The sequence below is a fragment of the Clostridium sp. JN-9 genome, assembly GCF_004103695.1.
GTDB lineage: Bacteria > Bacillota > Clostridia > Clostridiales > Clostridiaceae > JN-9.
Genome location: NZ_CP035280.1, coordinates 1,253,187 through 1,279,334, shown reverse-complemented (window position 1 = coordinate 1,279,334; position 26,148 = coordinate 1,253,187). Strand labels below are relative to the sequence as shown.

The 26,148-nt window shown below is 30.8% G+C and carries 31 protein-coding genes and 2 pseudogenes; 6 read left to right on the top strand and 27 right to left on the bottom strand.

Annotated features, from left to right (window positions below):
* Positions 1-76 precede the first annotated feature (76 nt).
* The 19 genes and pseudogenes from EQM05_RS06135 to EQM05_RS06045 all read right to left on the bottom strand — a co-directional run bounded on the left by EQM05_RS06135 (position 77) and on the right by EQM05_RS06045 (position 12,363).
* Positions 77-982 carry a hypothetical protein gene (locus tag EQM05_RS06135; RefSeq protein ID WP_128749214.1) on the bottom strand — a complete coding sequence of 302 codons (906 nt, stop codon included), beginning with the start codon at positions 980-982 and terminating at the stop codon, positions 77-79.
* A 71-nt stretch (positions 983-1,053) separates the two neighbouring features.
* Positions 1,054-1,626: a histidine phosphatase family protein gene (locus tag EQM05_RS06130; protein WP_128749213.1), complete on the bottom strand. Its 573-nt coding sequence runs from the start codon at positions 1,624-1,626 to the stop codon at positions 1,054-1,056.
* Positions 1,627-1,786: 160 nt separating this feature from the next.
* Entirely contained in the window at positions 1,787-2,638 is an 852-nt protein-coding gene (locus EQM05_RS06125) for a hypothetical protein (protein WP_128749212.1), read from the bottom strand.
* A gap of 169 nt (positions 2,639-2,807) precedes the next feature.
* A complete protein-coding gene (locus tag EQM05_RS06120; RefSeq protein ID WP_128749211.1) occupies positions 2,808-3,428 on the bottom strand; it encodes an NUDIX hydrolase in 621 nt (206 codons plus the stop codon).
* Between the two features lie 730 nt (positions 3,429-4,158).
* Positions 4,159-4,383 (bottom strand): GNAT family N-acetyltransferase, encoded by a 225-nt coding sequence (locus EQM05_RS15965; RefSeq protein WP_279222131.1) that lies wholly within the window; start codon positions 4,381-4,383, stop codon positions 4,159-4,161.
* A 6-nt stretch (positions 4,384-4,389) separates the two neighbouring features.
* Complete coding sequence (locus EQM05_RS15960) at positions 4,390-4,641, bottom strand: hypothetical protein (protein WP_205694175.1); 252 nt, start codon at positions 4,639-4,641, stop codon at positions 4,390-4,392.
* 77 nt (positions 4,642-4,718) lie between these two features.
* Entirely contained in the window at positions 4,719-5,171 is a 453-nt protein-coding gene (locus EQM05_RS06100; protein WP_128749209.1) for an ASCH domain-containing protein, read from the bottom strand.
* Positions 5,172-5,501: 330 nt separating this feature from the next.
* Positions 5,502-6,395, bottom strand: a complete 894-nt coding sequence (locus EQM05_RS06095) for an IS3 family transposase (RefSeq protein ID WP_243108165.1) — start codon at positions 6,393-6,395, stop codon at positions 5,502-5,504.
* Between the two features lie 47 nt (positions 6,396-6,442).
* Positions 6,443-6,751: a transposase gene (locus EQM05_RS06090; RefSeq protein WP_128749200.1), complete on the bottom strand. Its 309-nt coding sequence runs from the start codon at positions 6,749-6,751 to the stop codon at positions 6,443-6,445.
* Positions 6,752-6,824: 73 nt separating this feature from the next.
* Positions 6,825-7,196 carry a retropepsin-like aspartic protease gene (locus tag EQM05_RS06085; RefSeq protein ID WP_128749208.1) on the bottom strand — a complete coding sequence of 124 codons (372 nt, stop codon included), beginning with the start codon at positions 7,194-7,196 and terminating at the stop codon, positions 6,825-6,827.
* Positions 7,196-7,441: a hypothetical protein gene (locus tag EQM05_RS06080; protein ID WP_128749207.1), complete on the bottom strand. Its 246-nt coding sequence runs from the start codon at positions 7,439-7,441 to the stop codon at positions 7,196-7,198. The genes EQM05_RS06085 and EQM05_RS06080 overlap by 1 nt, the downstream gene beginning before the upstream one ends.
* A 110-nt stretch (positions 7,442-7,551) precedes the next feature.
* A pseudogene (locus EQM05_RS06075) lies at positions 7,552-7,927 on the bottom strand (NUDIX domain-containing protein).
* 88 nt (positions 7,928-8,015) lie between these two features.
* Complete coding sequence (locus EQM05_RS06070; protein ID WP_243108136.1) at positions 8,016-8,306, bottom strand: hypothetical protein; 291 nt, start codon at positions 8,304-8,306, stop codon at positions 8,016-8,018.
* A gap of 45 nt (positions 8,307-8,351) precedes the next feature.
* Positions 8,352-8,903 carry a Uma2 family endonuclease gene (locus tag EQM05_RS06065; RefSeq protein WP_128749206.1) on the bottom strand — a complete coding sequence of 184 codons (552 nt, stop codon included), beginning with the start codon at positions 8,901-8,903 and terminating at the stop codon, positions 8,352-8,354.
* Positions 8,904-8,982: 79 nt separating this feature from the next.
* Entirely contained in the window at positions 8,983-9,420 is a 438-nt protein-coding gene (locus tag EQM05_RS06060; RefSeq protein ID WP_128749205.1) for a DUF3955 domain-containing protein, read from the bottom strand.
* Positions 9,417-9,893: a sigma-70 family RNA polymerase sigma factor gene (locus tag EQM05_RS06055; RefSeq protein ID WP_128749204.1), complete on the bottom strand. Its 477-nt coding sequence runs from the start codon at positions 9,891-9,893 to the stop codon at positions 9,417-9,419. The genes EQM05_RS06060 and EQM05_RS06055 overlap by 4 nt, the downstream gene beginning before the upstream one ends.
* 134 nt (positions 9,894-10,027) lie before the next feature.
* Positions 10,028-10,780, bottom strand: coding sequence for a VCBS repeat-containing protein (locus tag EQM05_RS06050; protein WP_128749203.1), 753 nt, complete (start codon positions 10,778-10,780; stop codon positions 10,028-10,030).
* Positions 10,781-10,977: 197 nt separating this feature from the next.
* Complete coding sequence (locus tag EQM05_RS15715) at positions 10,978-11,154, bottom strand: hypothetical protein (protein ID WP_164917220.1); 177 nt, start codon at positions 11,152-11,154, stop codon at positions 10,978-10,980.
* A 192-nt stretch (positions 11,155-11,346) separates the two neighbouring features.
* The gene (locus tag EQM05_RS06045) at positions 11,347-12,363 is read right to left on the bottom strand and encodes a DUF4878 domain-containing protein (RefSeq protein WP_128749202.1); all 1,017 of its coding nucleotides are present in this window, start codon (positions 12,361-12,363) and stop codon (positions 11,347-11,349) included.
* A 346-nt stretch (positions 12,364-12,709) separates the two neighbouring features.
* Between EQM05_RS06045 and EQM05_RS06040 the strand changes: the two genes are divergently transcribed.
* From EQM05_RS06040 to EQM05_RS06025, 4 genes are all read left to right on the top strand, one after another.
* A complete protein-coding gene (locus EQM05_RS06040; RefSeq protein ID WP_164917219.1) occupies positions 12,710-14,179 on the top strand; it encodes an ISLre2 family transposase in 1,470 nt (489 codons plus the stop codon).
* A gap of 304 nt (positions 14,180-14,483) precedes the next feature.
* A complete protein-coding gene (locus EQM05_RS06035; protein WP_243108135.1) occupies positions 14,484-14,825 on the top strand; it encodes a hypothetical protein in 342 nt (113 codons plus the stop codon).
* Positions 14,826-14,857: 32 nt separating this feature from the next.
* Positions 14,858-15,166 carry a transposase gene (locus EQM05_RS06030; protein ID WP_128749200.1) on the top strand — a complete coding sequence of 103 codons (309 nt, stop codon included), beginning with the start codon at positions 14,858-14,860 and terminating at the stop codon, positions 15,164-15,166.
* Positions 15,142-16,107, top strand: coding sequence for an IS3 family transposase (locus EQM05_RS06025; RefSeq protein ID WP_128749199.1), 966 nt, complete (start codon positions 15,142-15,144; stop codon positions 16,105-16,107). Before EQM05_RS06030 ends, EQM05_RS06025 begins: the two co-directional genes overlap by 25 nt.
* On the opposite strand, the gene EQM05_RS06020 is transcribed toward EQM05_RS06025, so the two are convergent.
* From EQM05_RS06020 to EQM05_RS05990, 7 genes and pseudogenes are all read right to left on the bottom strand, one after another.
* Positions 16,102-17,454, bottom strand: a complete 1,353-nt coding sequence (locus EQM05_RS06020; RefSeq protein WP_128749198.1) for an ABC transporter ATP-binding protein — start codon at positions 17,452-17,454, stop codon at positions 16,102-16,104. The genes EQM05_RS06025 and EQM05_RS06020 overlap by 6 nt on opposite strands.
* A gap of 136 nt (positions 17,455-17,590) precedes the next feature.
* Positions 17,591-18,283, bottom strand: coding sequence for a filamentation induced by cAMP protein fic (locus EQM05_RS06015; protein WP_128749197.1), 693 nt, complete (start codon positions 18,281-18,283; stop codon positions 17,591-17,593).
* A gap of 59 nt (positions 18,284-18,342) precedes the next feature.
* Positions 18,343-18,657 carry a DUF3888 domain-containing protein gene (locus tag EQM05_RS06010; RefSeq protein ID WP_164917218.1) on the bottom strand — a complete coding sequence of 105 codons (315 nt, stop codon included), beginning with the start codon at positions 18,655-18,657 and terminating at the stop codon, positions 18,343-18,345.
* Between the two features lie 153 nt (positions 18,658-18,810).
* Entirely contained in the window at positions 18,811-19,773 is a 963-nt protein-coding gene (locus tag EQM05_RS06005; RefSeq protein ID WP_128749195.1) for a bacteriochlorophyll 4-vinyl reductase, read from the bottom strand.
* 189 nt (positions 19,774-19,962) lie between these two features.
* Positions 19,963-20,691 carry a DUF2812 domain-containing protein gene (locus EQM05_RS06000; protein WP_128749194.1) on the bottom strand — a complete coding sequence of 243 codons (729 nt, stop codon included), beginning with the start codon at positions 20,689-20,691 and terminating at the stop codon, positions 19,963-19,965.
* Positions 20,681-20,881: pseudogene (locus EQM05_RS05995) on the bottom strand (helix-turn-helix transcriptional regulator); the annotation flags it as partial. The gene EQM05_RS06000 and the pseudogene EQM05_RS05995, both read right to left, overlap by 11 nt.
* Before the next feature lie 124 nt (positions 20,882-21,005).
* A complete protein-coding gene (locus tag EQM05_RS05990) occupies positions 21,006-21,377 on the bottom strand; it encodes a DUF1232 domain-containing protein (protein ID WP_205694174.1) in 372 nt (123 codons plus the stop codon).
* A 168-nt stretch (positions 21,378-21,545) separates the two neighbouring features.
* On the opposite strand from EQM05_RS05990, the gene EQM05_RS05985 reads away from it, so the two are divergent.
* Together EQM05_RS05985 and EQM05_RS05980 are read left to right on the top strand one after the other, a co-directional pair.
* On the top strand, positions 21,546-22,415 hold the full coding sequence (locus EQM05_RS05985; RefSeq protein WP_128749191.1) for an alpha/beta hydrolase: 870 nt from the start codon (positions 21,546-21,548) through the stop codon (positions 22,413-22,415).
* Between the two features lie 416 nt (positions 22,416-22,831).
* On the top strand, positions 22,832-24,001 hold the full coding sequence (locus EQM05_RS05980; RefSeq protein ID WP_164917217.1) for a CapA family protein: 1,170 nt from the start codon (positions 22,832-22,834) through the stop codon (positions 23,999-24,001).
* Positions 24,002-24,082: 81 nt separating this feature from the next.
* On the opposite strand, the gene EQM05_RS05975 is transcribed toward EQM05_RS05980, so the two are convergent.
* Positions 24,083-26,026: a PAS domain-containing sensor histidine kinase gene (locus EQM05_RS05975; RefSeq protein WP_243108134.1), complete on the bottom strand. Its 1,944-nt coding sequence runs from the start codon at positions 26,024-26,026 to the stop codon at positions 24,083-24,085.
* Between the last annotated feature and the right edge of the window lie 122 nt (positions 26,027-26,148).

Sequence of the window (26,148 nt, the reverse complement as noted above, 5' to 3'; positions counted from 1 at the left end):
CAATCCGTCGCAAATTGAGAAAGATATGACATGATTGAAGATAAAATTATGTTACCTCAGCTCTAAAAATTGTAATTTAGCTGTTGATTGCTTTAATATATCGTAGATTTTTTATAATCAAATCTGATTTCCACCAATTCTTGCTAATGTTCCATTGTTCAGGATAATCTGTCCATGACCATGTAATGCCCCATGTACCATCTGATTCTTGAGTATTTAAAATAAACTCACATTCATAATCACAGATTTCTTTATTATCCATATAGAAATCACTTGTTTTAGTGCCTATGAATAAAGATGGTTTACATACGTAATCAATTGTCCACTTTGATGTGTCGTATGTAATAACATGTTTAATCTGCTCGTGTAGTAAAGCACTGAATTCCTTTATATCCAAAAGATCATTCATTGAGCTTTCTTTTATATACTCATACAATTCAACAAAGCAAGAAACAGTGTGCATAGATTCCATAGGAAAATGCAACTTAAAATAACTGTATGCTTCTTTAGCAAGGACACAGGCCAATTCAAAAAATTTGCTATTTTTATCTTCAAATTTCAATATAAAACCAATAAGGCATGCTGTAGGATTATATGATGTTTCCTGAGAAGGCTCGAAATTCCACCATGGTGCATGAGGATAATCATTATTAGCAGTCACTGTATTTAACCATGTATGTCCATCAAAATCCTTTCCCGAAGACAAGTAATTCAGTATTCCTTGTATAATTGGATGGTTTTTATCCTTCAGATTTATCTCTTTAATGATTTCCGTGGCAACCCACGTTTGCACTGGAGATGAATTAGGATTCCAACAATCTGGCTCAAGTGCATTTCCAAAGCCTCCATCCTCATTTTGGTATGCAATTAATGCTGTCAGAATATCTTCCTTGCTCCCATTTTCAAACAGGTATTTCCATCTTCCTATATCAAGTGGTCTAGCATTCTTATAAATAAAGTTTCTAGCATGTTCATGGTACATAATCAACCCTCCATTTAGTTTCTGTGAAATATAATACTTAACCTTAATTTGGGGCTTGTACAACTATATTATTATATTTGTAATATATTTATCTTCTCAATTTTAACACATATCATTTCATCAAAGGTAAGCTTTACTATCCATGGCATAAGTGACCTTATTTCATCAAAATCTTTATATCCATAGGAGGATTCATAATAATTTATAATTGTACTCAGTGCAGTTCCATGTGTTCCTATAACTATATTTTTCCCATAAAACTTCCTTAAAACCTTTTCCAATGCTTTTACATTTCGTTCTTGCACCTCATGTAAGCATTCTCCATCTGATAGTTTGTAATTAAAGTCCTCCCACTGCTTTTGAGAAAATTCATGAAAATCGTCTATCCAGCAGCTATCAACTTTTCTTTCTCTAAAATCCTCAACTAATTCAACATTCATATTATTTGTGTCAATAAATGGTTTTATTGTATCTATTGCTCTTTTGTATGGACTTGACAATGCAGCTTCTATGCCTTTATCCTTAAAATAAGCTGCAACTTTTAATGCATCCTTTTTACCCCTATCTGTTAAAGGTCTAATAGCATCATCGTGAATAGAATAATCTGGTTCAGCATGTCTAACAAAATAAACTACAGTTTTCATAAACCCTCCTAACTTTTAAAAGGACCATCTGTTATTTATAGATATTCTCTTTGTAAGTCTCCTCCATAAATTACTATTATTGAGTTGTTTTACATCCTTCATATGCCGTACTGAATTACGATTGTAACGCAAAATAAGAATAGTTCAAAACAATTAAAATTTAATCCAAATTAAATACTAAACATATAAGAAAGCCTAACTCGCAAATTGAAAATAATTGGGCAAAGACATAAGTTCTATAGAAATCATCAGATCTCCTCTTTTCAATAAAATGCATAAAAAATGTTAATAATATAAATACTAAACAAAACATCAAGCCCAAAAATCCATTATTTTTAACTGAAAACCAAATACCATTATCAACCCTATATTTTATAAAGTAATATATAAATGTCGGAATGGAAATTATATTTACTGGTATGAACAATTTCCATTTCACATATGGTGAAATAAATATTAAAAAGAATATTGCACCAAGTATAGCCAAGAATCCTAATATATCTTTAAAAGGAAAACCTACAACCTTATTATTACTACTGGTTATACTGAATTGCCCGCAATAAATCGCTCTCTTAGTATGAGTTAGGTATCCAATTTTATAAAAATTATTTTTGCTAACTCCTGATGAAAAGAAAAATTCAACTTCTTCTCCAGTAGATAGAAAAACATACTCTATTGGGTCTTTGCTATAATGTTTTGTTTCTTGTACTTTCCCAGTTACATAATTTAATTTTCCAGTTACTAATTGTGGAATATCAAGAAAATACGGTTTAATAAAATAAATTGTTATACCCATAACAATTACAAACCAGATAACTTTCCATGGACTAACATTTCTTACTTTCAATCTTTTTCTTTCAGAGATATTTTCTAAATGAATATATTCAAGCTTTCCTTTCGTAGTTCTTTTTTTAGTATTAAAAAATAAATTAAAATCCAATGCGATTATAAGTCCTAATATTAAATAGAATATTATTTCAATTATAAAAAAACATGTTTGAAATATTCTCATTCTTCTTCCACCTTAAAATTCCCAATATATATTAGGGTTTATTCATTGCAATTCCTCTTATTTGATTAAATAATGTTCGTAAAATCCTACCACTGTGGTGCAGTATGAGAAAGATACCACATGACTGAAGATAAATTATGTTACCTCAGCTCTAAAAATTGGAAGTTTGTTAATCAAATAGCGTTTTCCATTCATCTGTATGGTATGCATCAAAACACATTTTAATTTGTTCCTCATTATTCTTCTCTGTTGCAAGCTCTGGTAGATTATCCTCTTCGAAATAACCATATTCTGTTGTTTCAATATTCTGTTCAAACTGTCCGCCAATTACAGAACATTGCACAAATACTTTGCAAATACCATATGCATAGACAGGAAGATTGTGCTTTGCTCTATCCTGAACTGCAATAATTCTGTCTGCAACCACATCCAAACCCGATTCTTCTCTTACCTCTTTTACTGTATTTTCGCCAACTGACACATTTACATCACACCAACCACCTGGAAGTGACCATTTTCCATTATTCTCTCGAACAAGAAGAATCTTTCCATTTTCAAAAATAGATGCACGAGTATCAAGTTTCGGTGTCTGGTATCCACTTTCATTACAGAAAATGTCTTTTACCGTTCTTAAAGGAATATCCGACATATGAGATACAATTTCTGCTGATATTTCTCTAATACGCTCATACCGTTCCTTATCATAAACATCCTTCCCATATGTAAGACCTGCTTGTGCAAGACTTTGTAATTCTATCGCCCACTGTAACCATTGCTCATTTTTATCCATAATGTTCCCCTTTCAACGAATTAATTATAATATCTTATTTTATTTGTATGGGCAGTAATGTGGTATTTTGGATTGAAATTCTTTTAAATTTATAATGTAGTTATCGTTATTAAATTCAATTAATGATACCCCATCAAATTCGCTAATTTCTCCGTCATATTCACATTTAAAGTACCATTCAACAGCAGTTAAATTGATCTGATGAATAAATTGCTTTATGTCCCAATTTAAAACTTTCCCTCGCTTATGTTTATAATTAAAGGTTATTTTTTGTACACTTCAACCCATCTGCCATACTTGAAAATGAGTCTAATCATAAGGTGAACAATCCAAATGAGTAATAAAAAGACAAAGAGCGAAATAAAAAATGTATTTCCAAGAAATTTTATATGAATGGATGTTGATATTCCAAAAGCAAATATATAACCAATAATATCTACACACCAATAAACAATCCGCCAAAGCAGACTTAGCCTTATACTGCAGCCGCAGTTATCACAAGGCAGGCTGCGAAAAAATGGTTGAGGTAATCTGAATGAATAACCTACGATGTACTTATGTTTGCATTGCTTCTTGTCATTATAGTCCATAATACCCTCCTTAATTCTTATAATATAACTAATCATTATTTCGTATTTTTTCTACCGCTATGGCGCAGTATGAGAAAGATACCACATGACTGGAGATAAAATTATGTTACCTCAGCGCTAAAATTCCCTATTTGTGCTGCCTACAAGGTCTTCCAATATCTTCTTGTTATTATTTTTTGTCCATCTATAATGTTTTCTACTTTATCTTGGAGTACCATATCATTCTTTTCCATTACTTTAGCAGAAGCAAGGTTATCATCATCACAAGTGATTAGAACTTTTGAAATACCCATTTCCCTTGCTTTTTCTAATGCTAGTTTAAGCATAAAAGCTCCATAGCCTTTATTCCATTCAGAATAGCGAATACCGTATCATATATGACCACCATATCGCAGCAGTGCATCTGTGAGATTATGTCTAATGCTGATTTCGCCTATAAAGAAGTCTTTGTTATCATCAACTAACCAAAAATAATCCGCACCAACCCTATTGGGTCGCAGATTACGCTCATTTTTGTAATTAACATATTTCACAAATATATCATAGGCCCTTGCATCATCAAATGCATATGTTGTGACGTGGTTATCCTTATATTCATCATATGCTTCAATATATGATTTCAAGTATTTTTTACTTGGTTCTGTAAGTCTAATCAGATCTATCCCCCCGATAAATTGAAACTAAAAACTACTAGTTATACTCATATTATTGGATATACAACCTTAAATTCTTCACAAACCACAAGCATATCTTCTGTAAACTCTTGACCAATCTCTTTTAGTTCCATAGTAAAAATTTCAGAATGACATTTTCTCCAAGATGTAAGCGTGCGATCAAACTCACCTTCTTTATATGCATGTTCCTCCTTCACTTGGTTGAAAGGTATTGTATATACTTTTATCGTTTCCGTTATACAAACAGCTTCACCTTTTGTATTTAATATCAAATTATATCCTCCAACTGGTGGTAATGGAGCATTTTCCGCAACATAACAAGGATACGCACTAGCTGTTGCAGTTTTAATCCCCCTTAATACTAATTCAGCCAATAAATCTGGCATGTCAGGTGTATTTCCACCAAATGACCATGCTTCGTAATTTTTAGCATTCTTATTAATTTTAATATATTCATTCCACATTTGTATTTCAGTCATTTTCTTTCTCCTTACATTATATATAATTCCTCTAACAAATTACTACCTTTACCACTTATACCATCTAACTGTAAATGCAATCTTTTATTTCTGCTTTTCTTATCATTTTATATCCATTTTCACCTCTTCAATTCACATGGCTTTAGCTTCATGTCAAACTTGTTATTAAATGACATCGCCCCCGTGGGTAAAATGTTTATTTATTTTATATTATTAATTTCTATAGTTAAATTACCCAAATCCGGATTGGCCCCTTTATTTTGGACAAAATCTTACCAAAGCTACGAATATCTTAATATTTTAAAATTATTTATCAAAACTTCCATCCGACTATAAATGAATTGCCATACTTTCAATTTCTTTCCCCATATTCTGTATATAAAACTCATTTGGAGTTTTGTATTTAAGGCTTGAGTGAAGCCTCCTAGTGTTGTATCTTTTCATAAACCTTGCTACTTCTGCATATGCATCCTTGTAACTATCAAATTCATATATACCTATGCATTCATCTTCAAAGATCCTGTGGAAAGACTCAATATGAGCATTTTTATTGGGAGTTCTGCTCGGAATCCTTTCATGATAAATGTTTATATCTTTACAGCTTTCTTCAAATATATTACTGATAAACTGTGGGCCATTATCAGTCCTAATGACTGGCTTGCCTTCACTGTCAAGCAGATCTCTCCTAATCAGGCAGCGTCTTATTAAGCTTGCTGCATCTGAGCCTGTACATCTATAGCCCATGTAATAATCGATTATGGATCTATCAAAAACATCTATTACTGACAATACAAAGAAAAACTTATCTTCACCAATAATATAACCATATTTGATGTCTGCCTCCCAGAGTTCGTTTGACTTTTTAACTATCCTATTGACTGATATTGAGCTTTTAACATGAGGCTTGATAACTCTTTGTTTCTTGAGTATATTGAGTTCTTTACACAGCCTGTACACCTTCTTGTGATTAATAATCAGGTTGTATTCTTTCATCAAATCGTGGGTAATTTTATGATAGCCATAGAAGAAAGCATCACCTTGGATTAGCTCCATAATGTTGTCTTTAATCTCTTCATCACATATCTTTTTACCACTTGTTGTAATAGAATATCCTACAATAGGTCTTCCAACATTCTCTGGCTTCACCTTAACTTTATTTTCACTTGAGACATGATAGTAATATGTAGATCGGCTTAAACCAGCGTATTTCAGCACTAACGTTATTTTATAACCTTGCCTTATATAATGCCTGGCTACCTGAAATCTATCATCTATAGAAAGCTCTTTTTTTTTAATAAGTCCTTTAAAATTGCTATTTCAAGGTCTTTTTCACCAAGCGTTTTTTTCAATAAATCATTTTCTTTTTCCATTTCTTTATTAGAATTAATTGAATTAAAGTTACTTGATTTTGGGCCCCTGGCAAAGCCAGCTTTAGCAGCATCCTTTTTCTTTTTTACCCATGTATTAATGGTTGTAGATGGTATATTATGATTTCTTGCAACCAACGTCATGTTACCCGTTTCGCCTACTTCTTTTAACACCTGCTCCTTAATCTCTTTTGAATAACAGCTACCTTTCATTAATTCTTCCTCCTTAAGCTTCTAATATTATTTTAGCTAAAGGTTCGTAGATTGTCCAAATCAATTAAGGGGCTTAAGAGAAATTACCCAAATCAATGACAGCTCCAATCTCAATAAGCACATCTAATCCTATTAATCCATTTATCTTTCCACTTTGATCTATTAATCCAAAATCTATTTGTATACCATTTATACTTTCATTTCCAATTTTTATTTCTTCTATGTTTTTAACGAATGCATTATGTGTACTACCTCCAACACCATAATACTCCATAATTTTGTCATTTAATTCAGCATATATTCCAATGTCATCTACCGCATCAGGCGAAATAATAGATCCTGATGCACCTGTATCAACAACTACATTATTAATTATTTTAGATCTTCCTTTATATGAAATTCCTATTGATGTAAATAATAATCCCTCTTTATACTCCAGTTTCATTATATTCTACCTCTATATGCCCTTATATTTTTAACTTCAATGCTTATATTTTCATTTGCTGTATGATAGACAATTGTACCTTCCTTAGAATTTACAAGTTCCTTTGTTGCACTTTTATTATCATCAATAACCTTAATTACAGCCATATCATCTATAATTTTAATATTACCTTTTAAATGAAACTTTAATATTTGAAGTTTTACAAATTTATTAGGATATATTTTTCTAACCTCTTCCCATTTCATAAAATCACCATCCTTAATTAAATAATTCTTCTTTAAAAGCCTTTTGCATCAGTGAATTAAAGTTGTCCTTTAATTCCTTTAAACTATTCTCCATTTCAAATTTCAATTTGTTAATCAAATAACGTTTTCCATTCATCTGTATGGTATGCATCAAAACACATTTTAATTTGTTCCTCATTATTCTTCTCTGTTGCAAGCTCTGGTAGATTATCCTCTTCGAAATAACCATATTCTGTTGTTTCAATATTCTGTCTGCAACCACATCCAAACCCGATTCTTCCTTTACCTCTTTTACTGTATTTTCGCCAACTGACACATTTACATCACACCAACCACCTGGAAGTGACCATTTTCCATTATTCTCTCGAACAAGAAGAATCTTTCCATTTTCAAAAATAGATGCACGAGTATCAAGTTTCGGTGTCTGGTATCCGCTTTCATTACAGAATATGTAAGACCTGCCTGTGCAAGACTTTGTAATTCTATGGCCCACTGTAATCATTGCTGATTTTTATCCATAATGTATCCCTTTCAAATTACCATTTATTATACTCAACCTTAAATTGAAATCTTATTACTTTGACATAAGGGCATTTTTTATAAGTTCTAAATTATATTTTAAATCATCTCCCCAATCCACAAGTGAACCAGAAATAACAACTTTATCTGAATGTAAAATATCTTTCTTCATCATTTGAAGCCGCTCTGTTCTTTCTCTTTTTTTTGTGTATTTTGGATTCGTTGGCAACCAGAAATAATCATCTGTATCCATAAAAGTATATCCAAGTTGTTCTGATATAAATATACCTAATGTAGACGTTCCTGAACCTGATGCTCCGTATATGTGAATTACACTTTTATGCATATTGTTTTCCTTTACAAATTACTATTTTGAAGCAAAGAATCAATCCTAGAACTTAAATATATCTTCTAGATTTATAGACATATCTGGAAAAGCCGTGCTTATATAGTTATCATTATTCTTAAAAACATTTGTTATTTTATACTGATTATCTATTAATGAATATTGTACTATGTATCCTTCTTGTTCAACTATATTATATTCAAGAACACCAAATCTTTGGTAAACATCTAACTTTGTTATATAATCATGAGCTGCGGTGCTTTTAGAAATAACCTCAAATACAATTTTTGGAGCTGATGTAAAGCTTTCACCTTGCCTTGTAGATTTTTCACACATTACAAATACATCTGGTTTATACTTATACACTTCTTCATTATTTCTAAAAATCACTTCAATGGATTCTGTATATACATCACAGTTGCTTTTATCAAGAAAGGTCATTAATTTAAAATTTAATCTTGATATTATTTTATTATGTTTAATGGATGTATTAGATGATAATACAACATATCCGTTACTATATTCAGCTTTACCATTATAATTTGCCTGAATATTTTCAAAATCATCTTCTGTATAATGTATATTCTTAGCATACATACTGCTACACCTACCTTTGTTTTTACCATAATTATAACAAAATACATACAGTAAAATAAATCTCTTTTATAAATAATTTTTATTTTGTCTTAATTTTGTACTTCCTTGAAAATACCAAGTTGCATATTAATGAAATGATAAACACCAAAACAAATAAATATCCCATTGGTATAAGTGCAAATGGCTCAACCAATGTTCCATCTGGCAAAACTTTCGCACCTATAACATTATAGGCAATAAAACAAATCACAGCTGCTAAAGCCGAAACTAACATTGAACCTTTTGTAAATGAAACCTTCTTATCCCTTTTCCATCTTGATGAAATATTTTTCATTACTTTTATCTCCCCATCTGAAATAGTTGGATTTTCTAGATTCATTTTAAGTTTTTGCAATTCATTCGCGCACTTTGGACATTCTGCTAAATGCTCTTCAATTAATGAAGAACTTTCTTTGCTGCAAACTTTATCGTAATACAATGGTAACAAATCTCTAATAACTTCACATGATAATCTCATATCAACCTCTCCTTTAATTTTATTCTTGCACGATGATAAGTGACTCTTGCCCAGCTTTCTGTCTTTCCAAACAATTCAGCTATTTTTAAAAATGATAAATCTCCAAAAAAACGCAATGTAAATACTTCTTTATAGGGTTCTTCTAAATTATGGAGTAATTTATGAATTTCAAATGCACTTTCATCATCAATTAATATTTGTTCAAAACCAATGTCAAAAACATCGACTATATCTTCGACTCTTTCGAAATTATTTTGTTCTTTCTTTAAATATGAAAAATATAAATTTTTAGCAATTTGACATAGCCACACACTCATCTTACAATTTCCTTTAAAGCTGTCAATATTTTTTAACGCTTTAAAAAATGTTTCTTGTGTTATATCCTCTGCAATACTTTCATTTTTAGAAAGACATAACACATATTTATATACATCCTTAAAATATTCGGAGTATATTTCTTCAAATTCCGTCACTTTCTCACCACCTTTCATATATAAGACTATCAAAATCCTATTTCGTTACAACATTATTCTTTCATATAAATTAGCCATGTTTTGCTTTAGCAAAACATGGCCAAGTTTAAAGTTTTGCCCCCGGCAAAACCACATTAACTTAAAACTTTTAACTCTGAACTCTTAACTGTAGAACCCCAAATAGCCACGTTCTGATTATCCAGTACAAACATATCATTTTTCCATTTTAAAGTATTTAAAACATAGCCAAGGCCATCAGCATCATACCTTCCAGCTATTTTTTGATACGCCAAAAGCTCATACACTCCATTGTAGTCAAAATCCACTGGATATAAACCACTTAAAGGATTAACAAAACCACTTATTGGGCTTTTCAGCTTTCCGTTTTCATCATATATTTCATTTAAATACTGGGAATCTCTTTGTGATATATCTATAATGTAGCTTTGCCTGTTTTCCTTACTAAGCAGCTGAACCTTGTAGAAGTCTTTATAAGTAACATCATATGTGTACTTTTCATTATATACATTAAAGTCAAAAATAAGCTTTGCAGTATTGTTAATAAAAGAATAAATATAGTGGTACATTATCCCTCCACTGCCGCCTGTTGCAATGCTTATTAAAATATCAGAGCTGCCATCACCTGTAAAATCCCCAAGAAATAATGCAGGATCATAACCTGAATTTTCCCTAAGAGGCACCACAAAGAACCTGCCCGTTCTTCCATCTTGTATTATAAGAGTTATATTTTCAGTAAAAGGGCTGTTTGCTGTCCTTGTTCCAGTTAAATAAACATTATCCGGTATACCATCACCATTTACATCTCCCTTTACAAAGGAAACAATACCTAAATTCATCATATTATTTCTAAAACCGTAATTGTACATTAGGACTCCTTTTAATTTAAAGATTCATAATATGATATGGTGAAGGTTTAAAAATGGCTACAGGGGTCAGGTGCCTTACGAAGATTGAAATAAGCTTTGTTGCTAATAAAAAAAGCATTGATGCTGTTTATATCAATGCTTTTTATGTTTCGTCACTATATGGAGGCAGTTACAAAGTATACAACTGCCTTCCTTATTTAATTGATATTCTGCTCCATGTGAGATTTTTGTACTTCGGCAATAGTTTCAACCTTTGTTGTTAAATTCTCTAACAATAAAGTGTTTTTATCTATTTTATTATTTAAAGAATTAAAACCATTTTGCATTTCGCCATATATTTTACTCAAAAGTTCTAGTGTTTTGCCTTCTTCCATATTAACACCTCATTTATATTATACGTTATATTATTATATAGTGTTAGATATATGTCAATGATGAAAATAAATTTAGGACTGCCTTTTAAACACAACTTCTCCATTTATCAGCACGCAGGTGGTTTTAGATTGAATATCAAAGGGATTAAGGCTAAAACTTGTTTAAGCATTAGTCTTAATCTTATTATTTAATTATTTAATTGGTATTGTAATTTTTGAAACCTTATTGTTTCCCCTAATAAAGGTAACATTTAAATTTTTACTGTCTGTTGTTAGTCCATATGCGATGCTCCCTTTGCTTTTACCACCAACAGGTGTATTTTGTGCTTTTCTATTGTCATCATACACTGGATACGTATCTAATACATTTCCTTCATCATCTAAAACCTGAAATGCATTTTCATCAATATACAAATCTGTTCCATCGTTCTTTCCAAAACTTTCGTTTGTATAAGAGTAATTTAAAATTACAACTTTATTAACTTTTTTATCAGTAAATTCATTTCTCTTATCTGTCAATGTTGCCCCTTCAATTGTGAGGTTATATCTTCCAATCTCAGTATCAACATTAAATGGAGTATTCAAAGTCATTTCCTTTATTTGATTACTATTGGTTTTGCTTGCATCGGTTTTTGAATTAAGCAGTGCACTATCTATATTCATAAGCAGTTTAGCCAATGAATCAGTACTATTTATTTTCCACTTGCCATCTGTTTTAGTAAGAGAAATATCTCCTGTTCTATCTGTGTATTTAACATTATTCATGCAATTTGCAAATAAGTTTTCATATAATTTATCTGTTTCTTCATTATTAGGTTTATTTTCAGATAAACCTTGAGTAAGCGACATAGTTATAGCCTTTTGCATAAAATCTACAATCACACTTTCAACGTCTGGTCCATTGATCTTCACATTAACTGTAGCATTATTTCCATTTGTCTTCTCTGAATTTATAGTATATGTCATTTTTTTCATTGAATCTATCAATTTTTTATTTGTTTCATCTTTAGTCGTTTCTTTTACTGTGTTTTCTTTGTTACTACTTAATGTTTTATTCACTAAGTTTGAGAAATCTCCATTTTCTCCTTCTTTTATTTCTTCTAGATAGTCTTTAACTGTATTAGTAGGTGATTTTATCCCACATCCATATATTCCTATTGTAAATGTAGAAATTAATAGAAATACAACTATCACTTTAAATTTTTTCACTTTTAATCCCCCTCAAATTTAAATAAGTACAAAATTACCACAATATATAATTCTATTAATTGTAGAAATCTCCTTTCAAAAAGTCAAAACTTAGCAATCTATTTTTACAATTATGAAAATTGTATATAAATTGGTTGCTTAATTATAAGACTTTCTATTGTATTTACCATTACTTTCATTTTACAGTATCATTAAAGATACTATGTATCAATAAGAGTAAGTAAAATATTTTTGGGCAAAAAATAAGGAAAGGCCACCAGCAAATACCATGCCGGTAGGCCTTTTATTCATATTAAAGACCTTATATAATTTATTTACCACAACAAATATAGAAGGGAGTTTTAATATGAATGATATAATTTTAGACGAATTGAAGTTGAATTTCAATGATATAGAGAAAGAAATTTTTGGGATAGTCTGCGAAGCAGGTTTAGCAGCTATTAAAAGTATGTTGGAAAAATTAGACGAAGTGTTATCTGAAAGTAGAGATAAGAAAAAATATAGGTATAAATTTAAAACAGAAAAAACAATTCAAACAACAATGGGAGATTTAACTTTTAGTAGAAGATATTATATTGATAGGTATGCTCAAAAGGGAGTTTTTCTTTTGGACAAAGTCTTAGATTTAAATTTAGTAGGAAGGACTAGTGAAAATCTTATTGAAAGAATGATTGATAGTGCAGTTGATAGTTCTTATAGAAAAAGTGCAGCTAAGATTGAGGAATCAACTTTAAGTAAAATAAGCCATCAAACTATTAAGAATAAAGTAGATTATTTAGGTGATTTAATACGTAAGATTGAGAATGAAAGAGTTGCAAAGTATATAAAAGGAAAACTTAAAGGTAAAAAAGAAGTAGATATACTCTTTGAAGAAAAAGACGGGGCCTACTTGAGAATACAGGGAAAGAAGCACAAACAGGAGATTAAAGTAGCTAAGGTTTATGAAGGTTGGGTTAAAGATAGCGGTAGCTATCGAACAACAGGAACTATATACTTTTCAGGATATGAAGAAGGAGAGATCTTCGATAACATAGTTAATAGCGGTATCGCTGAAATCTATAACGAAGATAAAATTCAATACACTATTCTTAACGGTGACGGAGCCTCTTGGATTAGTGCAGAAACGGAAAATAATATACAAAAGATATATCAGCTAGATTTATTTCATATATTTCAGAAGGCAAGTCGCAAGATAAAAAGTGATGAATCTAGAAAAATAATAAAAAAGCTTCTAAGGAAAAAAAGATGTGATAAAGTTTTAGAAAAACTTAAAGAATTTATAGCTTCAGAAGAGGATGAAAAAAGGAAAAAAGAATTAGAAGAAGTATATAGTTACTACAATAATAATTTTGATGCACTCACAAGATATGAGGATAGAAAAGAAATTGTTTTGCCATCGCCCCCTGACGGAGTCGAATATAAAGGATTAGGTACCATGGAAAGCAGCATAAGAAATGTTATAGCTTCAAGGATGAAAGATAATGGAACAGCATGGTCTATACAAGGAGCTAATAATATGAGTAAGATACTTTGTCTAAAGCATTCTGGCGATTTAAGAGCAAAACTTAAAGATATATTGAGAAATGGCAAAGTCGTAGACTTCATAAATATAAATAAAGTTATCAAAGAGCAGTTAAACGAGTCAAAAATAACTATAAATAATGAGGTTAAAGCTCTTCTAAAAGAACAGAAAAAAGCTAGAAAGTATAATGAAAGTATGCAAAGCAGTATAATATATGGACAGGGGAAAAAGACTAGAACAAGTTATATATTAAATGGTCTATCGACCTTTGATTTTTTTGCCGAAATACTGTAGTTATGTAATTGTGGAAAATGAATCCAAAAAGTAACGGGCAAGTTTACCCAAAACAAGAAAGGTATAATATTACTAAATAACCAATGGCTGCGCCATATAAATTTTTACTGTGACTATCAATAAACAGAAGTTTAGCACCTAAAAAAGTTTTAGGGCGCAGCCCGCTGATTTATATTGATTTGCTAGTATTTAATAAAAACATTGTAAAATCCGATTTCTACTGGAAATTATAAAAAAAATTTGCATAATAAAAGCATCCTTTTTATAATAGTTTTGCACAACACAATAGAAAGGATGCCTTAAGATGAATAAAAGTTATTTAAAACAAATTCTCACCTATATTAATAAAGTATACGATATAGGTGAAAAAATCAATACCTTAGAGGATAAAAAGATAAAATCTCCAGCAAAAATTTCAACAATCACCTTTGTAGTTTTGTTTGGATTTATGCTTCAAATAAGAAGTTTCAACAGGTTAGAGCATTGGCTTAAAAAAGGTAAATTTAAAAAAGTATTACCTAAAAACGCTAAAATGATTCACATTGATGCCGTTAGGCGCTGCTTAAGTGATTTTGATTTGAATGGTTTGAAAAATATTCTCTTAAGCCCCTTAATTGATTTGGACAATCTACGAACCTTTAGCTAAAATAATATTAGAAGCTTAAGGAGGAAGAATTAATGAAAGGTAGCTGTTATTCAAAAGAGATTAAGGAGCAGGTGTTAAAAGAAGTAGGCGAAACGGGTAACATGACGTTGGTTGCAAGAAATCATAATATACCATCTACAACCATTAATACATGGGTAAAAAAGAAAAAGGATGCTGCTAAAGCTGGCTTTGCCAGGGGCCCAAAATCAAGTAACTTTAATTCAATTAATTCTAATAAAGAAATGGAAAAAGAAAATGATTTATTGAAAAAAACGCTTGGTGAAAAAGACCTTGAAATAGCAATTTTAAAGGACTTATTAAAAAAAAAGAGCTTTCTATAGATGATAGATTTCAGGTAGCCAGGCATTATATAAGGCAAGGTTATAAAATAACGTTAGTGCTGAAATACGCTGGTTTAAGCCGATCTACATATTACTATCATGTCTCAAGTGAAAATAAAGTTAAGGTGAAGCCAGAGAATGTTGGAAGACCTATTGTAGGATATTCTATTACAACAAGTGGTAAAAAGATATGTGATGAAGAGATTAAAGACAACATTATGGAGCTAATCCAAGGTGATGCTTTCTTCTATGGCTATCATAAAATTACCCACGATTTGATGAAAGAATACAACCTGATTATTAATCACAAGAAGGTGTACAGGCTGTGTAAAGAACTCAATATACTCAAGAAACAAAGAGTTATCAAGCCTCATGTTAAAAGCTCAATATCAGTCAATAGGATAGTTAAAAAGTCAAACGAACTCTGGGAGGCAGACATCAAATATGGTTATATTATTGGTGAAGATAAGTTTTTCTTTGTATTGTCAGTAATAGATGTTTTTGATAGATCCATAATCGATTATTACATGGGCTATAGATGTACAGGCTCAGATGCAGCAAGCTTAATAAGACGCTGCCTGATTAGGAGAGATCTGCTTGACAGTGAAGGCAAGCCAGTCATTAGGACTGATAATGGCCCACAGTTTATCAGTAATATATTTGAAGAAAGCTGTAAAGATATAAACATTTATCATGAAAGGATTCCGAGCAGAACTCCCAATAAAAATGCTCATATTGAGTCTTTCCACAGGATCTTTGAAGATGAATGCATAGGTATATATGAATTTGATAGTTACAAGGATGCATATGCAGAAGTAGCAAGGTTTATGAAAAGATACAACACTAGGAGGCTTCACTCAAGCCTTAAATACAAAACTCCAAATGAGTTTTATATACAGAATATGGGGAAAGAAATTGAAAGTATGGCAATTCATTTATAGTCGGATGGAAGTTTTGATAAATAATTTTAAAATATTAAGATATTCGTAGCTTTGGTAAGATTTTGTCCAAAATAAAGGGGCCAATCCGGTTATATTTTGTTTAATACTTCCTTCAAACATAAATACATTTTGGTGTATGATTGATATCAAGTTGTGTATACTATCTAATTTAATTAGCTTATTATCTACTCCATCTATTTTTATAGTTCCTTCATAATTATCATAATATCTTAATAATAGTTTTAGCAATGTTGATTTTCCACACCCGCTACTACCAACTAAAGCATATTTACAACCTTTTTTAATATTTAAATTTATACCATTCAATACTTTCTTAGTTGAATCATAGGAAAAACTTACATTTTCAAATGAAATACTATCAGTAAAATCACTCTTTACTAAACCAGCGTCATTAGTACTTTTCTCATTTATCAGCTTCATTATTTTATCTTCTATAAGTGCCACTGATTTAATTTTACTAATTCTAGATGAAATATTTATTGCAGGGTTTACTATACTACCCATCAAATCAATTATGGCATATAGTGAGCCAAATGTTAACATCTTTTTTATGATAAAGTATGATCCTACTCCTAATATTACAAAATAAACTAGGAAGCCACAATTTTGAGATATCTCACTAATTAAGCTATTAGTAACATCGGATTTATATCTAGACTTTTCTAATGCAGTATTAGAGTGTTCATACTCTTGTTTTATGACATTTGAAATATTAAAACTTTTTATTACTTCAAAGCCTGAGAAAATATCTTTAATTTTTGTAGTAAAAAACCCAAGTTCATCAGAATATGATTTTTTCAAATTACTCATTTTTTTACCGAAAATAACGGGAATTAATAAAGGTAAGAAACTTACAGCTAGAATAATTAAAGCTATATAAACATTAATTTGTACAATTATTATAATAGCTACTATAAAGCCAACTAGATCAAAAATAATATTAAAAATGTTTTCTATATGTTCTTCTTTAATCATATTTATATCATTAGTTAATGTTGATATATATTGGGAGCTATTAACTTCATTAAAAGATTTAATACTTTTGTTCATTATATATTTAAAAATATCATCTTTTAAATATAGTAATGTCTTTTTTGTATATATGGATTGAATTAATCTTCTAGTATAACCTATAATGAAAACTGCTATAATAAATAATAAACTTTGTACTATTTTACTATAGAGTTTCGAAAAATCACCACTGCTCGTTGTATCAATAATGTCTTTTAAAAGTACTGATATATATACTTCAGAAGCAGAAGAAAAAATTATAATTATTATATTTGTGATAAATAATGATTTATACTTAAAAATATATTTTTTCATTTAATTCACCCCAATTTTACCAATAATAACATGATATACCACTAACTTAAAAAACGCAACATATTTTTTTTAAAAATGCTGCGTTTTTTATTTGTTAATTTATATAAATCTTACCCCCGGGGGTAAAATGTTCATCTTAATATCTTTCCAAACAGCTATTATATAAAAACTCAAATATATTATCAGCTTCCCTTGTATTGTAAAACTCAACCATTAGGGTATTAAACTGCAATTTATCTTTTGCTTTTATGTTAAATATTCCTTGTCCATTTGAAATTAAAATCATATTAGATACTAATCTGAAAGTTCTTTTATTTCCATCATAATAAAATTGATTCAAAGCTCCCCACAGAAATATTTCAAAAGCTAAATCGGATTTACTTTTACATCTTTTTATTATTTCTGGCAATTCTTTTTTAAAAATACATTCTAATTCTTCTGCCCTTGGTGGAAGAAATTCAGTACCTGCTATTCTAACCTGACCATTTCTAAATGTACCACTAATCAAAGCTTCATCTTTAGCAATTATGTCATTGAATTTATTAAACTTGCTAATATCAATAGATGTCTCATTCTTAACTATTACATCAAACAAGTAATTCCAACTATTACGGATATTAAATATCTGCTGCTCATCACTTACTTTATGCCCGCCTATAGTAATTCCATCAAGCAAGGTCTGTACTTCAGGATAAGTAAATGGGTTTCCTTCAAGACTTGCCATATTAAATACAACATCAGGTAATAATTTTTTTGCCAGCATTATTAATTTTTTAGGATCTAATGCAGGTACTACATCCTCATAAGATTTTTTTCTATTAAATAACATAATATTTCACCTTCCACAAATTGTTTTTTTGAAGTTTTCCCTCAGGGGTAAGGTATTTTTTAATTTGAACGTATATGCTCATATTTCTCAACTTTAATGTCTTTACCGGAGACGCTTAATGTGATATCATCAACACCTACAAAATTATGAGGGCCCTCAAATGGCATTACTCGAACCTTTATCACAAAATAAAATGTTCGGCCACCGTTTGGCCTCTCAACGTTGAAGACTTCTTCAGGTGTATATACTGACAAATTTCTACCATAGTAACTGTTTACAGCTTCTTCAATATATGGAGTAAGCATTGAAAAGAAAACATCTTGGTACAATTCTTCTTTAGAATTTGTTGGTGCTGTAAAATTAGTATCTTGCATAAGTTTAATATTATCTGTGATTTCATGTGCATATGTTATGTATGGCGCTTTTATAATAATTATAATACATAAACATAGTATAAAAAGGACTTTTTTCATAGTTATGTACAAATTGGAACTCTATTGGTGTAGTGTGAAAATACAGCCATGGTCTTACATCTGTGCAATCAACTTAGCTTTGATTTCGGAAAACTCCACATCGCTGATAATTCCTGCGTCAAGCATTTTCTTTGCTTCCTGAATTTTCTCCAATACAGAACTGGATGCAGTTTTGCTTACCTCTGTAACAATTTCTGAATCAAGAGGTTGAGAAGCGTATTCTTCCTCATTTTCATATACTTCTGCAATATCACTCCAATCCGCTTCAAAATCATCATGAGAGTATACGAAATTGGCTTCATCTAAAGCATCTACAAGGCGCATTCCCATGGGAGGAAGCGTAGCAAATGTGATTCCACCCGAAACCACGCCTCCAATAAGAGGAACGGCTTTTGAAATACCTTTAGCAAAGGCTTCTTTCGTCATTTTTGCACCAAATGCCTTGGCGATAGATTTAACAATGGGATAGTAAAATGTCTTTGTCAACGCTTTCTGGGGAAGTTTCTTAAGCGCCTGCTTAGCCAAAGAGGATGAAAGCACCCTTACAGTTTGAGCAGCACCCGATGCTCCCAGCATAACACCACAATATAATATCAGCTGGTTTGTAACCTCCTCGGTATTCGGAATGTCACCAGACCATAAATCTCCTTCACCATATAAGTAGGAGATTTCTTGTGCCAATCCCAATGCAACTCCATAAAACTGTATCATATCTGCAGGTATTGTAGCAGCCATCGCAAAACCACCGGGAAGTCCGGCAGCAAAAGATGCGCCGGTGGAAAATAAAGTTTTTTTATGTACAAGTTTACGGGCCATTTTTCGCAATTCGATTCTGGAGCATTTTGCTTCAACGGGTCCCTTTTCGATAATTAATTGCAAAAGTTCAGGCGATACATCATTAAATTGTTCACGCAAAAAGAAATCTCTATTTACCTTTATACCTGGGATTTGGATTGCGGAACTTATGATATTTACTAAGGAAGTCCCGTTTTTGTTTTCGCTTTTAATATTTTCCATTGAAAGTTTCTCCTTTTTACTTTATTTCTTATAATACGCTATGTAATTTCTGCGAATACTTTTGATACATCGTATCTCCTATAATATTAATTTCTCTACAAATTCCCTATTTCCCCTGCCACTAAAAACTTCCTACCTTGTTAATTATAATATATCATTGCTTATGATAGGTATTTATTAAAATAAAATTTATAAAGACTTTTTATATTTCTTATAGTAAGTTGAACTTGAAAAAATAAAAAAAGTACCAAAAATTATAAAAAATGCTGCAGAAAAATATAGTTTCCCAGTTAAATGCCATATTCCTATAGCTAACCATAGAACGCCTGCAATTGCATATAATCTCCATGAACTTTTATTATCTATTGCTTTACTATTACACTTACCATCTTTTTTTATTTGCTTAATTCTGGAGTTATATGCTAAGTACGGCATAAAATTAAAGACAAATATAAAAATATCAATTATTAATAACGCTAAGACAATTAGAAATATTGGTCTTATAGCAATTGCGGAAACAGCTAATAGGCCTATTAATACTATAGCTATTATTAGAGAAAAGATTGTTCCCCTCCTTGTTTGATTTCTTATACATGTATATTTATCTATTTCCGATTTACTATCACTATAAATAGGCTTAGTCCCAGCCTGCGCTAAAAAAATATGCATTTGGTTCTTGATGGAAAGAACATGTTTCCACCCTGCTTCTTTGAATATAGTAAAATACTCATCATCAGCCTTAAATTGATAATCCAAGCTATATACTATGTTTTGAGGCTTATCTTTTCTTAATTCATAAAAAAGCCCTCCTACTATGTCCTCTAGTATCCAGCCTTGACTTGCATAATTTTTTAGTTTTTCCATATCACTTTCTTCGCTAAAAGCAAGACCACTAATTATTACATATTTATTTTTCATGAATATCCCCCTCATTCAAAAAATTTTCAGCGAATTTAATCATCTGTTTTTTACGCTCAATCTCCTTTATAAGCATATCTCGTCCTTTATTGGTTATCTTATATACTTTCTTATTTTCATCTGTGTCACAACTTAACTCCACTAAACCTGCTGCTAAAAGTTTTTTCAGTGTTGTATAAAGCGATGCAGGACTAATACAGTTAAGAGTTAAGGGTTAAAAGTTAAAAGTTCATTATTCACTCTTACTTCTTAGTTAAAAAGGTTCTTACCTAAAAAAGCTCTTACCTCTTACTTCTTAGTTCTTAGTTCTTACTTTACCTGGGATAAATTGCTCTTATAATAAGATAGATTATAATCAGCCATATTATCACAATTGGCAAAGCGAAATACCATTTCTTAGGTTTTCCATCCGCCCATAATCCTCTAGCTTGAATACGACATTCTCTAAACATGTCAGGTGGAATCAATCTCACTGTCAGAGCAATAAGACATGGCAGTATAATGATGTCATCTAAATACCCTAATACTGGTATAAAATCCGGAATAAGATCAATTGGAGATAGCGCGTATGCAATTGTTATTCCAGCAAGAATTTTTGCTATTACAGGTGTTTCTTTTTTCCTTAATGCTATAAAAATAGCAGGAATATCGATTTTTAATTGTTTAGCTCTTTCCTTAAGATTCAAAATATATCACCCCAATTTTACAGTTGAAAGTTAAGAGTTAAAAGTTAAAAGTTCTTACTTCTTAATTCTTACCTAAAAAAAGCTCTTACCTAAGATTATACTATTTTTCCCAAGTCACAGTTACCCAATTTAGTGATATAATTATTTATTATGAAAGGAATGAAACATATGAATAATAATGAAGAAACTTTAAAAATAATAAATAACATGAGGAATGAAAATATAAATAAGCTAAAGGTTGCAAGCATTTCAGGGAAAGTAATATTTATACCTACAAGAGCTGGTAAGACACGTGCTTTAATTTATAAATCTGACATTCAAAATAAGCTTAGCCCTGTTTTTTTCGATATTCATGGGGGTGGTTTTGCAAAGGGCTTGCCTGAAAATGACGATAAATTCTGTGATAATTTAAGGAATGACTTAAATATAACTGTTATCTCAATTGATTACAGACTTGCCCCGGAATATAGATGGCCTTCAGGTATACAGGATATTTATGATGCAGTAAGCTATGTAAACTCCCATAATGATGAATTTGGAATTGATCCATGCAGCATGGCAATTGGAGGCCATAGTGCTGGTGCAAATATTGCAGCAGTTGTAAGTATGATAGCAAAGGAAAAGGGGGAATTTGGTCTTAAATGTCAGATTCTTGACTATCCTTCAGTAGATTTAGCAATTCATCCAGGTGAAAAATTCCATATAGAAGGTGCAATTCCAGTTGAAATTACAGATTTGTTTAAAAAGTGCTATATAGATGAAAGTGATGCAAAAAATCCATATTGTTCACCTATATATGCATCTTTTGAGCAGCTTAAAAATTTACCGCCTACAGTTATTACAACCTGTGAAATGGATTCTCTTAGAGAAGAAGGAGAAAAATATGCTGAAAAGCTGATTAAATGCGGAGTGGAAACAACAGCTAAACGCTTTTATGGAGCACAGCATGGCTTTACAATCCACAAGCCTGAACTGCCTGAAAGCAAAGAATCATATAAAATGATTGCTGATGGATTAAAAAAATATTTGTTAGAATAGATATATACTATAACAGACAAGTCATAATGAATAGATTGGTTTTCATGTAAAAGGATATTACCCTACAGTATACTGCGGGGTTATTTCTTTTACTTCTCTTGTTTTTGTTTACCTTTTTTATACTGTGAGTCAGATATAATTTCCAATATCTTTTCCTCGCCTTCCTCCTCAGTTAATATCTTAGTGTTCTTAGACTTAGTCATTAAAAAGACCCTCCTTTGTACTTATACTACTAGTATACCACTATATTAGTAATTATTATGCGTTATTGTAAATAATTTTCTAAGTATAGGTTTACAATAAAAAAATGTATACATCTATTGTAATTGGATATAATTGTAAACATCATGATGTTTATCATAACATTTGGAAATACATCATATATTTTTATATCAATAAACAAAAGGGGTGTTTACATGAAGAAAAAATCCATATTTATCATAATGTTAATTACAATATTATGTGGCATAATTTATTTTTACCATTATTATAATAACAGCACAAATGCCTTTCAAAGCAATGCCTCAGCTGAGGCAGCATATGAAAAGTACCTCTCAGATATAAATAATAATACTTCCACTGTTACCTTTATTTCTGCAGGAGATATATTGTTCCATATGCCTGAAGTGGCAGCAGCTTCCGAAAACAAAACTTATAATTTCAATCCAATGTTTTCAGAGGTAAAGGACATAATCTCCTCTGCGGATATTTCAGCAGCAAATTTTGAGACGACCATTAACCCTGACAGGAACTTATCAGGATATCCTGCTTTTAACACTCCTGTACAAGCTCTTGATGCTTTAAAGGCTACTGGTTTTCAGGTTCTGTTAAATGACCATAATCATTCACTGGATACAGGCCTTCAGGGATTAAGAAGTACAAATAATCTAATAAAACAATATGGTTTTAAAGTACTTGGATCTGGTGAACCAGGACAAGACAAAAGTGTAATTGCAGAAAAAAATAATATTAAAATAGGAATGCTGTCCTATACCTATAGCACCAATTATGGCATGCAGTATCCTGATATGATAAATTATATTGATGAAGGCAAGATAAAAAAGGAAATTAATGATATAAAACCTAAATGCGATTTTCTCATAGTATATCTTCATCTTGGTACTGAGTATGTTAGAAATGTTGAAGACTTTCAGTCAAAACTTGTTAAAGACGTTGCGGAAATGGGTGCAGATGCAATTCTCTGCAGTCATCCTCATGTGGCAAAAAAGACCGAAATGCTCTATGCTAAGGGCAAAAATGTCTTAGTTAACTATTCCATGGGGAACTTTATCTCAAACCAAAATGATAAATATACTGACATTGGTTCAATGGAAAGAATGGTAATTGAAAAAAGAAATGGATCCACCAGATTAAAATCTGCAGAAACTATTCCAGTTTACAGACTAAGATACCAAAGCAATGGAAAAACAATTTATAAAACAGTGCCCTGCAGCAACATAGATAAATTCAAAAACTTTCTTGTGCAGGGTACAACAGCATATGTAAATCAGGTATCACAGGAGCTTATGTTTAATTATGCTGCTCCAAGATTTAATTACATGGAGCTGAAACCTGCAGATTATTAAGTTTAAATAAATTAGAAGCCTCTGCAAAACTTAACTGCAGGGGCTTTGTGTATTATTAAATACATTTTGAAATGCCTGTTATCAATATATATCAGAAAATTCAACCATTACCCTATGCATTTTAGTGCTTGCCGGAATAGTTTTCTCTATAATACTTGGGTTTTCCACAATCCGTGCAGGCAGTTCAATTGTAAATTTACTGCCTGTCCCAATTTCGCTGTTAACGCTGACTTTACCGTTATGCATTTCAACAATTGATTTTACCAGTGATAGTCCAATGCCGCTTCCTTCTGCGTTACGGGATAAGGATTTATCAACCTGAGCAAATGTGCCAAATATTTTATCTAAGTGCTTCTTTTCAATGCCTATACCATTGTCCTCTACAGTTATTTCAACTGTGTCCAATTTATCAAATACACTAACAAATATGTTTCCCCTTGGTTTGGAAAACTTAATTGCATTGGATATAAGATTAAGAATAATCCTTTCAATGTTTCCAGCATCACATGCAATAACCTTTTCCTCTGTATTTGTATCGAAAATAATATTAAGCCCTTTTTCCTTAATATATTTTGAAGAAGACTGAACAACATTCTCAATTACCTGAACTATATTTTCATTTGTGAAATTTAATTTGTAAAATCCCGATTCTATTGTATGAAGATCCATTATATTATTAATGAGCTTTGCAAACCTAAAACAGTTCTGTTTTATTATTTTAACACTTGCGCTGATTTTATCTCTATTTGCTTCAAGGGAATCATTTTTTAAATATAGCTCCAATAACTGATCTGTACTGTATATAACATTTAAAGGAGTTTTAAATTCATGTGATATATTTGCAAATAATTCCTCTTGAATTTTTATAGTTTTTTCCATTTGTTTTTTGGTTTTAAATTCTTCAGTAACATCAATTGCAACATCTGCTATTTCCGTGATCTCATTATTAAGTCCAAGCAAAGGCTGATGTACTAATTTGATTATCCTTTCCTCTCCTTCTGAAACAATTTTCTTATAATCAAAGCTGCAATTAACCTTTTTATCTTTGATATTTTTAAGATTCATCATGAATTCGGCCTGTTCATTGCTGTCAAAATCAAGAAGGCCCAGTAATCTTTTTCCAATAACAGATGATGTAGAACAAAGAGCTGGATTAATAGATCTTATACCCTTCAAGGCTCTATTATTAATATCCATAATTTTAAGCTCAGGATATGAATATCGAACAAAGCCAACCTCCAGGTTATCAATCATTTTCTTTATAAAATCAAATTGAAATCTTATTAATAAATGTTCATCCCTCATTGATTTTTCACTGTGCACAGATACTTCGTTACATTTATGATTTTTACACATATCTGTTAAGTCATAAACTGTATAAACTATATACCTTTCTTTTTCTGATAAATTTACCGGCACAAGAGATACGGCCCATTCCCTGCCTGCTCTTTTTATGTATTGATGTTTATTCATCATTGAAAAATAGTGCTGGTTATGCCCAGCAGAATTATTAAAGATCCACTGAAGATCACCTTCATTAAGTCCTTTGAATATTTTTTCAGGGTTCCTGCCAATGCAGTCTTTATTGCTCTTATCTGGCATACCTAAAAAATCTAAAAAATTATTATTTACTTTAATTAAAATTTTATTTGTAATACTATAAAATGCCATTCCAATTTCATTATCTTTTAATAAATTTGCCGCAAATGGCAATCTGCTTTCTATCCTTGAGTTTGAAATCTCTTTTATAATATATTTTTTTTCATTTCCAGTGGAATGTCTGCTTAAAGATATTGTAACTTCCCTTGGCTCCAATTCCTTTGTAAACAGATAACAGCTTTGTTCCTTTTCTATGTGTTCCATATTAATTTGAGAATCAAGTCTAAGCATACTGCTTAAATCTGAAATGGATTTCCCAATTAATTCATCTCTGGAATAGCCGCTAAGCTTTAAAAAACTATTATTTAAATAAATAATTATGTTATTTTTAATGTGTATAAATGGATTCTCAAATATTTTCTTCAACGTGTACTTCAAAATAAACCCCACCATTTAGCAATATTTTACACCTTTTAATAAATTTTTATACATCTATATTATAATCATTTAATACTAAATGGAATACAATAAAATTCATACAAATTTTT